Source organism: Methylomonas sp. Kb3 (genome assembly GCF_002834115.1).
Lineage (GTDB): Bacteria > Pseudomonadota > Gammaproteobacteria > Methylococcales > Methylomonadaceae > Methylomonas > Methylomonas defluvii.
The window spans coordinates 130,438-144,794 of sequence record NZ_PIZT01000006.1 but is presented as its reverse complement, the minus strand read 5'-3'; the positions used below and the strand labels follow the sequence as shown (position 1 = coordinate 144,794).

Sequence of the window (14,357 nt, the reverse complement as noted above, 5' to 3'; positions counted from 1 at the left end):
CCTATTATTTCTCGATTTTAAACGCTAAAAACACCGGGCTGCCATTACGTTGTACCAAAAGTGCTATCGATTTTTCAACCGGTAATTTCGCGACGATAGAGTTAAACTCGGCGGCATCACGCACCACATTATTTTGAATGCGCAAAATAATATCCCCTGGCTGAATGCCGGCGTCCATTGCTATGCCTTTGTTAACTTTTTGTACTATTACGCCGTTTTTCTCAACCTGCGATTGCTGGCGTTGCTCGGTGGTTAAATCGGCAACAGCCAATCCCAGCCGATTCACAGCGACTTCAGGCGCAGCGGCGGGCGCGTTTGCCAAAGAGGACGGTTGCGCAGGCAACAAGCCAATTTTCACGCTAAGATCCTGCTTATCACCCTGGCGAATAATTTTAACCTTGGCTTTTTCGTCGATAGGCGTCATACCCACTCTAGGCGGCAATTCACCGGACGTTTCGATGACTTGGCCGTTAAACTCAACAATAATGTCGCCAATTTGAATCCCGGCTTTTTCGGCGGGTCCGCCGGGTATCACTTTAGAAACCAAGGCACCGTGCGGCCGGTCCATACCAAACGACTCCGCCAACTGCCGGGTTACATCCTGGATTTGTACACCCAACCAGCCCCGCGAGACTTTACCTTTACTTTTAATTTGGTCGACCACGTTCATCGCCACATCGATAGGTATGGCAAACGATAAGCCCATATAGCCGCCGGAACGGCTGTAGATTTGCGAGTTAATTCCGACCACCTTGCCTTGCATATTGAATAAGGGGCCGCCTGAATTGCCCGGATTGATGGCGACGTCGGTTTGGATGAACGGCACATAATTGCCATCCGGCAGACTGCGCCCTTTAGCACTGACGATACCGGCGGTGACCGATTGATCGAAACCGAACGGCGTACCGATAGCCAGCACCCACTCGCCCACTTGCAATTGCTCCGGCGAACCGACTTCCACTACCGGCAGGTCCTTAGCTTCTACTTTTAATAGGGCCACGTCGGTGCTTTCGTCGGAGCCGATCAGCTTGGCAATCAACTCCCGGCGATCTTTCAATTTAACGACAATCTCGGACGCATTGTTGACCACATGGTGGTTAGTCAAGACGTATCCGTCTTTGGAAATCACAAACCCTGAGCCCAAGGAGTTGGTTTCTCGTGGTGAATTACCTCCACGCCCAGGGCCCTGGAAAAACCGCCGAAAAAACTCTTCCATTTCCGGCGGCATATCCTCAGGCATTTGCTGTTGATCGACGCCCGCTTGCGGATCTGCAGCCTTTTGGGTCGTGCTGATATTGACCACCGCATCCCCATTGGTTTTAACCATTTCGGTAAAATCGGGCAATTGCGCATAGCTTGCATCAATCGCCAATAAAAATATCAAAACTCCATAAAACAGCTTATTAAGCATGTAATCTCCACTCATACATTTGATTTGTTACAAAAATGACACGCTAACGTAGCGCTATGCCGTCAGCAATTAGCTCGACTGTTTTGGCGGGTACTTCACCCAGTACAGTGAATTGGGTATCGCCAATCACCTTACTGAACGAATTGACAGAACCCAGGCTATGCAAACCATTCATACCTTGCGATTCTTTGGCTTCCAGATACACCGACACGGTAGAAAAACCGTCGCTAATCAATAGATGATCTACGGCTTTCTGAGATTGCTGGATGGAATTGCGAATAAAAAATACCGGCTCAAACCCAGACGGCCAATTCTTCAATACGAATGTGGCATTTTCAAACGGTTCGGCTTGAGCGGAGTGGATATGTTTGACATGAAAGCTGTTGTCGTCGACATTGCCGGCGTGGGGCTCGGCTAATGAGTCGGTCATTAAATCGGTGAAAACTACTTGCTCCAGGATACTACCGTCCAAATTGTACACTTCGACTTTCAGCGGCAAAAAATGCTGGGTATCCACCCAGATTTTTCTCGGGTAGCGCAGCGCATCGGTAGGCTCGACACTGACGATTTGCGTAGGCAACATCGCGATGGATTCCTGACCCGACAAAACTAATTGATAATTTTTTTCCAGGTTAGCGGTGTTCTGCGGCAAATTGACGATAAACGAACTATCCAACGGATGATGATTCACCACTTTTTGACTGGTTTCCTTAAATGTACAAGTCACTTCGTTGGATTTACGTGTCACTTCCCGCATCGGCGAATTCAAAGACGCCAAGCGCTCCTGTTCGACGCCGTTTTCAACACTATGCTGATATTTCATCGTATCGAGCTGACCGTTTTTCATGAAGATCACGGTACCCCGGTAGTTGAGGGTTTTCATCGCCCGGTTCATATTATCCAGCCATTGTCGGGCCGTCACTTGATCCTTATCGGCGAAAGCGCTTTGACAAACAACGCACAGCAAAAAGGCTTTTAAAACTCTCACGCGCTTATTCCTGCCGATAGCCCACCACCCGTGCGTAGGGTTGTCCCGCTTGCACGCTATTGACATACATCGCGTTGTCATGGGCTTCCAGATAATCCTTGAATCGAGCATGCATTTCCTCGGCTGATACGTCTTTACCCTGAGCCACCATCTCGACCGAACCGAGCGGGTTATGCATTTGTTTATCCACTTTACTGCTGACCCACACGACGGCCAGTGCCACCGACGCGGCAATCGCGAAAGCCGCCTTTTGCCAATTTACCGCCGATTTTTTACGGGGTAAGAAGTAGGTGGGTTCTTGCCTAATCTGTTCGTGAATCTTGTCCACAAAATCGCTGGTAACGTGAGAATATTCGCCAGTCTTCATAACTTGACTGGCAATTTGATACCGACGCAACTTGTCTTTCAGCAAGCCGTCGTTCTGCAAAGTCTGCAATAGCGACAGCGCCTGTTGGCTATCCAGTTCGTCGTCTATCAGTTGGGAAAGTTTTTCGTTAAGTTGTTCTTGCATCGATACACCTTTAGTCGAGCAATGGGTTTAATTTTTGGTCTATGGCTTCGCGAGCCCTAAAAATCCGCGAGCGTACTGTCCCGATGGGGCAATCCATTGCTTCCGCGATTTCTTCGTAACTCATCCCTTCAAACTCCCTGAGCGTAATTGCAATCCGCATCTCTTCTGGTAACCTCTCGATAGCCGATTTAATGACCGCCACGATTTGTTCGTTCATCAACAAATTTTCAGGCGTTTCTATATCTTTTAGTTGTGGCGCGTTTTCTACTTGTTCGGCATCTTGAACATCGATCTCGTAATCAAAATGACGGCGCGAACGCGACAACAAATAGTTTTTGGCGGTATTAATCGCTATGCGATACAACCAAGTGTAAAAGGCGCTGTCACCACGAAAATCTCCCAAAGCCCGGTAAGCTTTGATAAAGCTATCCTGCGCCACATCCTGAGCTTCGCTCGGATCCTTGACGTACCGATTCACCAAGTGGACGATCTTGTGCTGGTATTTGATCACCAAAAGATCGAAGGCGGCTTTATCGCCTTGCTGCACACGGCGCACCAGCTCTTGATCCAGATCTTCGGTATTCGTTTCTTGTTCGTTCACTGCGCTATTTTGATATTGAAGTGGACAGAATTAAACCTCATTAGTTCTGGCAACACAAAAAAAATTACCGCAGGATTAAAACCAGATATTATTCGAAAACGCTAAAACTATTCATCCGGCCGCAAAGTTGACCACACTGACAGCAAACCAACCCAACAATACCGCTGATTCCCATTACGACATCCTTATCGCCGGCAGTGGCGGTGCCGGGCTGAGTCTTGCGTTGCATCTTGCCGACACCTATAAGGTGGCAGTGCTCGCCAAATTTGCATTGACCGAATGCAGCACTTATTACGCCCAAGGCGGTATCTCTGCGGTATTTGACGAAGAATACGATTCGATAGAATCGCATATCGAAGACACCTTGATCGCCGGCGCCGGCTTATGCGATCCAGAGATAGTCAGACTCACCGTCGCACAGGGCCGGCAAAGCATCGAATGGCTGCGTCAACAAGGCGTGAACTTTACCGAAGAGCGTAACGCCGACGGTGCCAAACAATTGCATTTGAACCGCGAAGGCGGCCATTCGCACCGGCGAATTGTGCATACCGACGACGCCACCGGCAAAGCCGTCTCGCTGTCGTTGATCGAGCGCGCGCAGGCGCACCCGAATATCACCCTCCTGGAATACCACAATGTCGTCGAACTGATCACCGCCACCAAGCTCGGGGCAAGCGAACAACGCATATGCGGCGCCTATGTATTGGACAGCAAATCCGGCAGCATCAAATCGATTGCCGCCAAAGTCGTGGTATTGGCGACGGGCGGCGCCAACAAGGTTTATCTGTATTCGACCAATCCGCACATTTCCAGCGGCGACGGGATTGCATTGGCCTGGCGGGCCGGCTGCCGGATAAGCAATATGGAATTCATGCAATTTCATCCTACTTGTCTGTATCACCCCACCGCGCGTTCTTTTTTAATTAGCGAAGCGGTGCGCGGCGAAGGCGCACATTTGATCCTGCCCGACGGCGAGCGTTTCATGCGCCGTTACGACGAGCGCATGGAACTGGCGCCGCGCGACATTGTCGCCCGCGCCATCGATAGCGAAATTAAGAAACACGGTATCGAATGCGTCTACCTGGACATCAGCCACAAATCGCGAGAGTTCATCCAAAAGCACTTCCCCACTATTTATATGCAATGTCTGGAACTGGATATCGACATCAGTCAGCAACCGATCCCCGTGGTGCCGGCGGCGCATTATACCTGCGGCGGCGTATTAACCGACGCCAACGCCCGCACCGACATCCCCGGCCTTTACGCCATCGGCGAAGTCGCCTGCACCGGGCTGCACGGCGCCAACCGCATGGCCAGCAATTCTCTGTTGGAATGTTTGGTGTTCGCCGAGCAGGCCAATCAGGACATTCGCCGCAATTTCGCACAATTGCCGGAACCTCTGCCGCTGCCGGATTGGGACGAATCCAAAGTCGGGGACTCGGACGAGGAAGTGGTAATCGCGCACAATTGGGACGAATTACGCCGTTTCATGTGGGATTACGTCGGCATCGTTCGCACCAATAAACGCCTGGAACGCGCCATGAACCGCCTGGTGTTGCTGAAAGACGAAATCGCCGAATACTACGGCCAATTCCGCATCACCAGCGATTTGTTGGAACTGCGCAATCTGGTTATCGTCGCCGAGCTGATCATCCGCTGCGCGCAACAGCGCAAGGAAAGCCGGGGCCTGCATTACACCAAGGATTATCCGGATCTGGACAACAGCCAGCCACCGCAAAACACCGTGTTGACACCGGAAAAATCCGGCCGGAAAGCTCACTAATTGTCGTTATCAGGTTGTAAAAAACAAGAATGAAACGCGGGCCGGACGCGCTGTTCCGACCCGCATACATCAGATAGCCCGAACTATAATTCCAGCTTCGAATACACGCCAGCGACATTACCCTCTCCCGAGATGGCGCAATTTGTTACGCGCCAGCCAACCATTGATTGATCAGCTTTTATATAAGCCCACGACTGACATATTTCTGACATATTCGCTCACTAGAATCCCCCGCCATACTCCTTTTTCCAGGACACTGAGCGATGATCGATGCTGAACGCATTCTGCAAGAAACCTATCCCGACTTTAAATTTGGCAAAGACAATAAGCTGGTCGTACAAGCTTTAAAAAAACTGATCCACGAAGACGATTTCAACGACGTTATCCGTAAAAACCAACATCTACGCGGCTTCGCGTTTCTCGACAAACTACTGAATTATTTCAAGTTTAATTATCAAGTCAGCAACGATTGTTACAACAATATCCCCTCCGAAGGTCGCTTGCTGATCGTCGCCAATCACCCGATCGGCACATTGGATGGCTTAGCCCTGGTGAAATTGATTCGATCAGTAAGACCCGACGTGCGCATCGTCGCCAACCGGGTCTTGTCGCACATGGAGCCTTTGCAATCAATCTTCCTCCCGGTTGATGTGTTATCCGAGAAGAAAAAACTGAAAGACGTCTATAAAGTGATGCTGGATGCGCTGGAGCATGAAGAAGCGATCATTTTCTTTCCGGCCGGCGAAGTCTCGCGCATCACCCCTAAAGGCATCCGCGACGGTGCCTGGCAATCCGGTTTTATCAAGCTGGCCCGCAGGGCGCAATGTCCAATCCTGCCGATCTTTATCAAAGCCAAAAACTCCGCCTTGTTTTATAGCGCCTCGACGCTATACAAACCGCTGGGCACGATGCTACTAGTCAAGGAGATGTTCAACAAAAAGGGCCAGGAAATTAAATTCATGGTCGGCGCACCCGTACCTTACCAAGTTATTGCCGATAGCGAGGAAAGCAACAAACAGCTTAGTCAACGCTTTCGCAAGCACGTGCAAAACCTGGGCAGGAAAAACAAACCGGCACTATTCGAAACCGTCGCCACCGTAGTGCATCCTTCTGACACCAAAGCGGTGAAGAAGGCCTTGTACCAATCGCGTCTGCTTGGCGAAACTCGCGACGGCAAAAAGATCTTTTTATACCAGTTTCAAGACGATTGCCCGGTGATGCGGGAGATCGCCCGCTTGCGCGAGCTGACCTTCAGAACGGTCGAGGAAGGCACCGGCCTGGCTTTGGATCTGGACAAATTCGATATTTACTACAGCCATATCGTGCTGTGGGACGACAACGATCTGGAAATCGTCGGCGCATATCGAGTCGGCGAAGGCTCGGCTATTATGGCCAGCCACGGCGTGGACGGCTTTTATACGCAAACCCTGTTCGATTTGCGTAGCGAATTTGAAACTTATCTGCCCTACAGCATTGAATTGGGCCGCAGCTTTGTGCAACCGCGTTATTGGGGGCAACACAGCCTGGATTATCTTTGGTATGGCATCGGCGCGTATTTGCGCGAACGGCCGGACATCAAATACCTATTCGGCCCGGTTAGTATCAGCAACGCCTATCCACAGGCCGCCAAAGAACTGATTATCGGTTTTTATCAACAACAATTCGCCTCCGATTTACAGCACACCAAAGCCAGAACACCGTTCGTAATTTCGCAACAAGGCAAGGCATTTGCCGCCACCGAATTCAGTGCCGACTACTCCACCAGTTTCAAAATATTGAATAGCGAACTAAAAAAACTGGGCGTCAAAGTCCCTACGCTTTATAAACAATACGTGGAATTATGTGTCGATAAAGGCTGCCATTTCGTCGCCTTCAATATCGACCCGGACTTTAACAATTGTATCGACGGCCTGATCATGGTGGAGGTCGATAAAATCGCACCCAAAAAAAGACAGCGCTACATCGAAAAATCACTGGCGGGGTAGATTGGCGCGAATTCATGGAAAATCGTTCATTCCCGGAGTTGGATCAGCTCGAAGCACTGATCCGGCAATTCGGCGACCGCGCCCATTGCGAGATCGTCGAGCAAATAAGCTACAAAGACACGCAATTTCCCATCCATTGCCTCAGCCTGGGTTCAAACAGCCCGGACGTCCCGGTATTGGCTTTTTTCGGCGGCGTGCATGGCCTGGAGAAAATCGGCTCGGAAGTCATATTGGCCTACTTGCAAACCATACTGCAATTATTGGATTGGGATCAGGAATTTAACGCTCGTTTGCAGCATTCGCGATTGGTATTTGTGCCCATCGTCAACCCGGTAGGCGTCTATCGGGGAACCCGTTGCAACGGCCATGGCGTGGATTTGATGCGCAATTCGCCTATCGAAAGTAGCGGCAATACCCGTCTATACAGCGGCCAGCGTTTCAGCGCCAAACTGCCCTGGTATCGCGGCGATGAATCGAAAATGGAAAAGGAAGCCCAAGCCCTATGCCGGGTGGTGCATAAACATCTGTTCAATGCCCCGTTATCGATTGCTATCGATCTGCATTCTGGGTTTGGCATCCACGATAGATTATGGTTTCCCTATGCGTCCTGCCAGACGCCGTTTCCAGGCATCGCCGAAGCGTACGGCTTAAAACAACTGTTTGATCGCTGCTACCCGCATCATTTTTATAAAATAGAGCCTATGAGCCAGGAATACGTCATCAGCGGCGATTTATGGGATTATCTATATGACGACTTTATCGACCGGCACGGTAGACAGCGCGTGTTTCTGCCGTTGACGCTGGAGATGGGCTCTTGGCTGTGGCTGCGTAAAAGCCCGACGCATTTGTTTCAACGTCACGGCTTGTTTCACCCCTTGTTGCCGCATCGCCAACAGCGCATCATGCGTCGGCATCTGACCTTATTCGATTTCCTGTATCGCAGCCTGCTCTATCCGCAAAAATGGGCGACATTGACCAGCCAACAGCAAGAACATAATCGGCAACAAGCGATGGATTTCTGGTATGCCTGAAGCAGCAGCCGGACAACATTGGTTATTACTGCGTGGTCTGTGCCGAGAGGCTGCACATTGGGGAAATTTTCCGGATATGTTGCAACAGGCTTTTCCGCGATCAACCGTCAGTACTATCGATTTGCCGGGCACCGGCCGGTATTACCAAGAACCTAGCCCGGGCAGCATCGAAGCGATAACGGCACAAGTCCGCGGCCAGGCTTTAGACTATGGCTTGCTGGCAAAGCCGGTAACGTTACTCGCACTATCGCTCGGCGGCATGGTAGCCTGGGAGTGGTTACAGCGCTATCCGCACGACATCGCCGCTGCCGCCCTGGTCAACACCAGCTTTGCAGGCTTAAGCCCGTTTTATCGGCGCATGCGTTGGCAGAGTTATCCGCAGTTTTTTCAGTTATTACTGGAAAGGGATTTGTATCACAGAGAACTGGCAATCCTTCGGCTGGTTAGTAACCGGCCAAATCTCTACGCGGAAACGGCCAAGGCCTGGACCGCCATACAGCAAGTTCGGCCTATCAGCCTTGCTAATGGAATCAGACAGCTAAAAGCAGCGGCACGCTATCGGCCTAGTCAGAAAAAACCCGAGACACCCTTGCTGATATTGAACGGCCGGGGCGACCGTTTAGTCGCACCGGCTTGTTCCGACGCCGTTCATAATAAATGGCAAATCGACATCTTCAAGCACCCGTGGGCGGGCCATGATCTATGTTTGGACGATGGAGCCTGGGTAGCAAACCGTTTAAAAGACTGGATAAACCAGACTACGGTTTGAATCCGAAGATTATTTAATTTCGAACTCGGCTTTATTGCGACCTGAGGCCAGTAGTTCCTGCATCCATTTCGGCGCCAATCCACGGCCAGACCAAGTTAAGGACGCATCGTTAGGACTACGGTATCTAGCCGCAACTTTGCCGGTTTTTCTTTCGGATTTTTTTTCGCCGTCTTGAATATCGACCGTTACACCGATAGAAGCCGCTAATTCCTTAATTTGCGCAATAACTTCCTTACGTTTACTGGATTGTCTTTCTTTTAATGCTTTTTCGGCATTATCAATAACAGCCTGTAATTCGGCTTCGGATAGTTTATTAAAGTCAGTCATATTTTCCTCGTTAATCAAAAAACGCAAGCAATTCTATCACCCGGCGTTTATAAATAAAACTATTATTCAGGGTTAACTGAAAAATTGACCTCGGAATATACCTTACCTTTCTTATCCGTCAACTGTACTTGCCATTCGCCTTTATCTTTGGCAGACAAGATTTTACTAGACCATACCTTGGTTATTTTATCTTTCATATCCAATTGTTTTTGATGCACGATTTGACCGTTACGCGACCATCGATGAAACAAAGATCTACCCTTCATGTTTTTTATCTCACTAAAATAAAAAACTTCCCGGGATTGGTTAGGAATAACTCTCAGCGGCGACTTAATCGGTTCGCCGGGCTCATCATCCTTGGGTTCGGTATTTAAAGAGGCTCTGATAACCTTGCGGTCCAATATAATCGCCGCCGGCTTTTTAACACTGTCTATTTTTTTAACACTTTCTGAGTTAGCTGATGCCTGCTGTACTATCGGCGGCACTGGCTTTTCCAATAGCGCAGGCTCCTGCCGTTCAACCATTTCAACATCCGGTGTATTTAATTTTTGAACTTTTTCCGTGGTATCGATCTGAGTATCGGTATCTTCATCGCCGCCACCAAACCATGAAAATAATACTATTAGCATCAAAACTAACACCAGAACCGCAACCAGTATCCTGCGAATATGCCAAACCGTTACCGTTTGCGGCTCCGCGTTTATGCTTGGGTGTTTCCTATCATAATTAATTTTGATAACTACTTTATTATCAGCCATGTTTTTTCCCGATATTGAATCAACCAAATGAAACTGGAATCACTTGATGCACTAGCCCGTTACAACACATTGTCCTTGGTAATATAACATTTTAGTTCTAACATAATCGGCTGAACTTGCCGAAAACCTGGATGTTTGCATGAGTAGCCTGCTTAAACAATTTGAAGAGTCCTCCTCATTGTACGGAGGCAACGCCCATTTCATCGAGTACTTGTACGAACAGTACTTGAGCAATCCGGAATCCATCAGCCCAAGCTGGCGACAGCGCTTCGACCACATTCGCAGTGGCGCCACCGAAGACACGCCGCACAGCGTGATTGTGGAACGCTTCGAAAAATTGGCGATTGCAGAACCAGGCAGACTGGCCAGAATGCAGGGTTTTACCGAGCAAAGCGTCAAGAAGCAATCGGCGGTAGCCCGTTTGATCAATCATTACCGGGTCAAAGGCCATCAGATAGCCTCTAACAACCCGCTTGGCCAATCGCAAAGCATCCCCGCAGACTTGGAACCTATATATTATGGTCTGACGGATGCGGACATGAGCACCCTGTTCGATACCGGCGGCCTGTGCGGCGTTGATCGCTTGCCTCTAAAAGCGATTATTCAAACGCTTAACGAAATTTACTGCGGCAGCATCGGCAGCGAATACATGCACATCGTCGATGACGAGAAGAAGCGTTGGATCAAGGATAAACTGGAAGGCGCAAAACCGGATTTCAGTAGCCATCCGGAAAAGCGCCAATGGCTTTTAAAGTTGTTGATTGCGGCCGAAGGCCTGGAGCGCTTCCTGCACCGCAAATATGTCGGCCAAAAACGCTTTTCGCTGGAAGGTGGCGAGTCTTTGATTCCGATACTGGACGAATTAATCCAGCGCGCCGGCGAACACAAAGGCAAGGAAATCGTCATCGGCATGGCCCATCGTGGTCGTTTGAACGTACTCATTAATATATTGGGCAAAAGCCCGGCGGTATTGTTCGGCGAATTCGAGGGCACTCACACGTCCTCGCCCGGCGTATTGACCGGCGACGTCAAATACCACCAAGGCTTTTCGTCCAATATCGCCACACCGGGTGGCCCGATTCATTTGACGCTGGCCTTCAACCCCTCGCATTTGGAAATCATCAATCCGGTGGTGGAAGGTTCAGTAAAAGCCCGCCAAGATCGCCATGGCCCGGATGGTTTTGACGCAATTTTGCCGATATTAATTCACGGCGACGCCGCGTTTGCCGGCCAGGGTATTGTGATGGAAACCTTGAATATGTCGGAAACGCGGGCGTTTTCAACGGGCGGAACGGTACATATCGTCATTAATAACCAAATCGGCTTTACCACCAGCAACCCGTTCGACGCGCGCTCCACCCTGTATTGCACCGACGTTGCCAACATGATTCAGGCGCCGGTATTTCACGTCAACGGCGACGATCCGGAAGCGGTGATTTTCATCACGCAATTGGCATTGGATTACCGCAATACCTTTCATAAAGATGTGGTGATCGACTTGATTTGCTATCGCCGCCACGGCCACAACGAAGCCGACGAACCGGCGGCTACCCAGCCGATGATGTACAAATCCATTCGCGATCACCAAACGCCGCCGCAAATCTATGCTCAAAAATTAATGGCGGAAGGTGTCGTCACCGAAGACATGGTGCAGAAAATGGAGCAGGATTACCAACAACTGCTCAACGAAGGTCAACCGGTGTCGCGGCCGATTATCGATAACAATGTTTACTCATACTCAGCGCGCTGGGTGCCTTATCAAAACAAACATTGGGACACGCCAGCCCACACCTCTATAAATTTGGAGTATCTCCAATTCTGTAATCAACGCTTGCAAAGCTTGCCGGAGGGTTTTGAGTTGCACCCCAGAGTCGCCAAAGTCATGGATGACCGCAATAAAATGGCGGCTGGCGAAATCCCCATGGATTGGGGCTTTGCGGAAAATATGGCTTATGCGACGCTGCTACTCGAAAAATATGACATGCGATTGACCGGCCAGGACATCGGCCGCGGTACTTTCTCGCATCGCCATGCTATTTTGCTGAATCAGGCCAACGGTGAAAACTACATCCCGCTGAAACATTTGAGCGAAAACCAGGGCCGCGCCCAAATCTTTAACTCCCTGCTCTCGGAAGCCGGCGTCTTGGGTTTCGAATACGGCTACAGTTCCACCGAACCGAATAAATTGGTGATCTGGGAAGCGCAATTCGGTGATTTCGCCAACGGCGCGCAAGTGGTCATCGACCAATTCATTTCCTCCGGTGAAACCAAATGGGGCAAACTCAGCGGCTTGGTGATGCTGCTGCCGCACGGTTTTGAAGGCCAAGGCCCCGAACATTCCTCGGCTCGCCTGGAGCGCTATTTACAGTTGTGTGCCGACCACAATATCCAAGTCTGCGTACCCACCACCCCGGCGCAAATTTTTCATTTGCTGCGCCGGCAAATGTTGCGCCAATATCGTAAGCCGCTGATCGTCATGAGCCCGAAAAGCTTGCTACGACACAAGCTGGCGGTATCGACACTCAGCGATTTAACCGACGGCGAATTTTTGAACGTGATAGGCGAACAAGACGATATCGATCCCTACCACGTCACGCGCATAGTCTTATGCGCCGGCAAAGTCTATTTCGATTTGTTGGAGGCCCGCCGCCTGGATCAGGAGCAACTGCGCCATGTCGCGATTATTCGTATCGAGCAGCTCTACCCGTTTCCGAACGAACAATTCAAACGCGAAATCGACAAATATCCCAATGTCGAACATATTGTCTGGTGTCAGGAAGAGCCTAAAAACCAAGGCGCCTGGTACCAAAGCAAGCACCATTTTTTCGATTTGCTAGACAAGAATATCCCGATCAGTTATGCCGGCCGGGTCGCGTCGGCTTCTCCGGCGGTCGGCAATTACAAAACCCATCTCAATGAACAACGCGCCGTGGTAAACGCCGCGCTCTATGGCAGCAACGAAGGAAATACACATGAGCTTTGAAATACTGGTCCCCAGCCTTCCCGAATCCGTATCCGATGCCACCTTAGTCGCATGGCACAAACAGGCGGGCGAATGGGTAAACGAAGGCGACAATCTGGCTGATCTCGAAACCGACAAAGTCATCCTGGAAGTACCGGCCCCCAAATCCGGAACTCTGCTGGAACTGGTGGTACAAGACGGCGAAACCGTGGTCGGCGGCCAACTACTCGCCAAACTCGACGCCCAGCAAGCCAAACCGGCCCAGGTAACCGAAAAAACCGAAGAAGCCGTGCTTAGCCCTTCCGTTCGCAAACTGGTTGCCGAAAAGGATCTTGATCCGCAAGCCATCGCCGGCTCCGGCAAACATGGCAGGATTCTGAAAACCGACGTCTTGGATTTCTTAAACACGCAAGCGAAAGACGCGCCACCTGCTCCTACTCCCGCGCCGGCAGCGGAAACCCACTCGCCGTTGTCCGCCACAGCTGTCGCCAGCTTGAGACCGGAGCAGCGGGTGCCGATGACCCGCTTACGTGCCAAAGTGGCCGAACGCTTGCTGCAAGCCCAGCAAAACGCGGCGATGCTGACCACCTTCAACGAAGTCAATCTCAGTGCCGTCATCGATCTGCGCAATCACTACAAAGATCGTTTCGAAACCAAACACAGCATCAAGCTGGGCTTCATGTCGTTCTTCGTCAAGGCATCGATTGAAGGCTTAAAACGCTTCCCGGCCATTAACGCTTCCATTGACGGCAGCGACATCATTTACCACGGCTACTACGACATCGGCATCGCCGTGACTACACCGCGCGGCCTAATCGTGCCGATTTTGCGCGATGCTGACCAACTGGATTTCGCCGGCATCGAAAAAGGCATACACGATTTCGGCAATAAAGCCCGCAACGGCTCGATCAGCGTCGAAGACCTCAGCGGCGGCACCTTTACCATCACCAACGGCGGCATCTTCGGCTCCATGTTGTCCACGCCCATTCTGAATCCGCCGCAATGTGCAATTTTGGGTATGCACGCCATCAAGGACCGGCCGGTGGTGGAAAACGGAGAAATCGTGATTCGGCCTATCATGTACTTAGCCTTGTCCTACGACCATCGCTTGATAGACGGCAAGGAAGCGGTGCAATTTTTGGGTATCATCAAAGAGTGTCTGGAAGCGCCGGCACATTTATTACTAAATATCTAAGATACTGATCTATCACTCCCGCGCGAGCGGGAGTCC

At 50.5% G+C, this 14,357-nt stretch carries 12 protein-coding genes; 6 read left to right on the top strand and 6 right to left on the bottom strand.

The window, feature by feature from the left end; translation table 11 throughout:
• Positions 1 to 4: 4 nt before the first annotated feature.
• The 4 genes from CWO84_RS04910 to rpoE are packed head-to-tail and all read right to left on the bottom strand — an operon-like array spanning position 5 to position 3,511.
• A complete protein-coding gene (locus tag CWO84_RS04910) occupies positions 5 to 1,411 on the bottom strand; it encodes a DegQ family serine endoprotease (protein ID WP_101051933.1) in 1,407 nt (468 codons plus the stop codon).
• A gap of 43 nt (positions 1,412 to 1,454) precedes the next feature.
• Positions 1,455 to 2,399, bottom strand: coding sequence for a MucB/RseB C-terminal domain-containing protein (locus CWO84_RS04905; protein ID WP_101051932.1), 945 nt, complete (start codon positions 2,397 to 2,399; stop codon positions 1,455 to 1,457).
• A gap of 4 nt (positions 2,400 to 2,403) precedes the next feature.
• Positions 2,404 to 2,910 carry a sigma-E factor negative regulatory protein gene (locus tag CWO84_RS04900; RefSeq protein ID WP_101051931.1) on the bottom strand — a complete coding sequence of 169 codons (507 nt, stop codon included), beginning with the start codon at positions 2,908 to 2,910 and terminating at the stop codon, positions 2,404 to 2,406.
• A 10-nt stretch (positions 2,911 to 2,920) separates the two neighbouring features.
• Positions 2,921 to 3,511 (bottom strand): RNA polymerase sigma factor RpoE, encoded by a 591-nt coding sequence (rpoE, locus tag CWO84_RS04895; protein WP_101051930.1) that lies wholly within the window; start codon positions 3,509 to 3,511, stop codon positions 2,921 to 2,923.
• Positions 3,512 to 3,638: 127 nt separating this feature from the next.
• Here rpoE and nadB point away from each other — a divergent pair, with 127 nt between their 5' ends.
• The 4 genes from nadB (at position 3,639) to CWO84_RS04875 (ending at position 9,079) form a co-directional block, all read left to right on the top strand.
• Positions 3,639 to 5,294 (top strand): L-aspartate oxidase, encoded by a 1,656-nt coding sequence (nadB, locus tag CWO84_RS04890; protein WP_101051929.1) that lies wholly within the window; start codon positions 3,639 to 3,641, stop codon positions 5,292 to 5,294.
• Between the two features lie 263 nt (positions 5,295 to 5,557).
• Positions 5,558 to 7,279 carry a lysophospholipid acyltransferase family protein gene (locus CWO84_RS04885; protein ID WP_033156611.1) on the top strand — a complete coding sequence of 574 codons (1,722 nt, stop codon included), beginning with the start codon at positions 5,558 to 5,560 and terminating at the stop codon, positions 7,277 to 7,279.
• A gap of 14 nt (positions 7,280 to 7,293) precedes the next feature.
• The gene (locus CWO84_RS04880) at positions 7,294 to 8,310 is read left to right on the top strand and encodes a M14 family zinc carboxypeptidase (protein ID WP_033156612.1); all 1,017 of its coding nucleotides are present in this window, start codon (positions 7,294 to 7,296) and stop codon (positions 8,308 to 8,310) included.
• A complete protein-coding gene (locus tag CWO84_RS04875) occupies positions 8,303 to 9,079 on the top strand; it encodes an alpha/beta hydrolase (protein ID WP_033156613.1) in 777 nt (258 codons plus the stop codon). The genes CWO84_RS04880 and CWO84_RS04875 overlap by 8 nt, the downstream gene beginning before the upstream one ends.
• 9 nt (positions 9,080 to 9,088) lie before the next feature.
• Here CWO84_RS04875 and CWO84_RS04870 read toward each other — a convergent pair whose 3' ends face one another.
• Positions 9,089 to 9,406, bottom strand: a complete 318-nt coding sequence (locus CWO84_RS04870; protein WP_033156614.1) for an H-NS histone family protein — start codon at positions 9,404 to 9,406, stop codon at positions 9,089 to 9,091.
• 62 nt (positions 9,407 to 9,468) lie between these two features.
• Positions 9,469 to 10,164 carry a DUF2914 domain-containing protein gene (locus tag CWO84_RS04865; RefSeq protein WP_033156615.1) on the bottom strand — a complete coding sequence of 232 codons (696 nt, stop codon included), beginning with the start codon at positions 10,162 to 10,164 and terminating at the stop codon, positions 9,469 to 9,471.
• Between the two features lie 139 nt (positions 10,165 to 10,303).
• Here CWO84_RS04865 and CWO84_RS04860 point away from each other — a divergent pair, with 139 nt between their 5' ends.
• Together CWO84_RS04860 and odhB are read left to right on the top strand one after the other, a co-directional pair.
• Positions 10,304 to 13,147, top strand: coding sequence for a 2-oxoglutarate dehydrogenase E1 component (locus tag CWO84_RS04860; RefSeq protein WP_101051928.1), 2,844 nt, complete (start codon positions 10,304 to 10,306; stop codon positions 13,145 to 13,147).
• Complete coding sequence (odhB, locus tag CWO84_RS04855) at positions 13,137 to 14,321, top strand: 2-oxoglutarate dehydrogenase complex dihydrolipoyllysine-residue succinyltransferase (RefSeq protein ID WP_033156617.1); 1,185 nt, start codon at positions 13,137 to 13,139, stop codon at positions 14,319 to 14,321. The genes CWO84_RS04860 and odhB overlap by 11 nt, the downstream gene beginning before the upstream one ends.
• Positions 14,322 to 14,357: the final 36 nt, after the last annotated feature.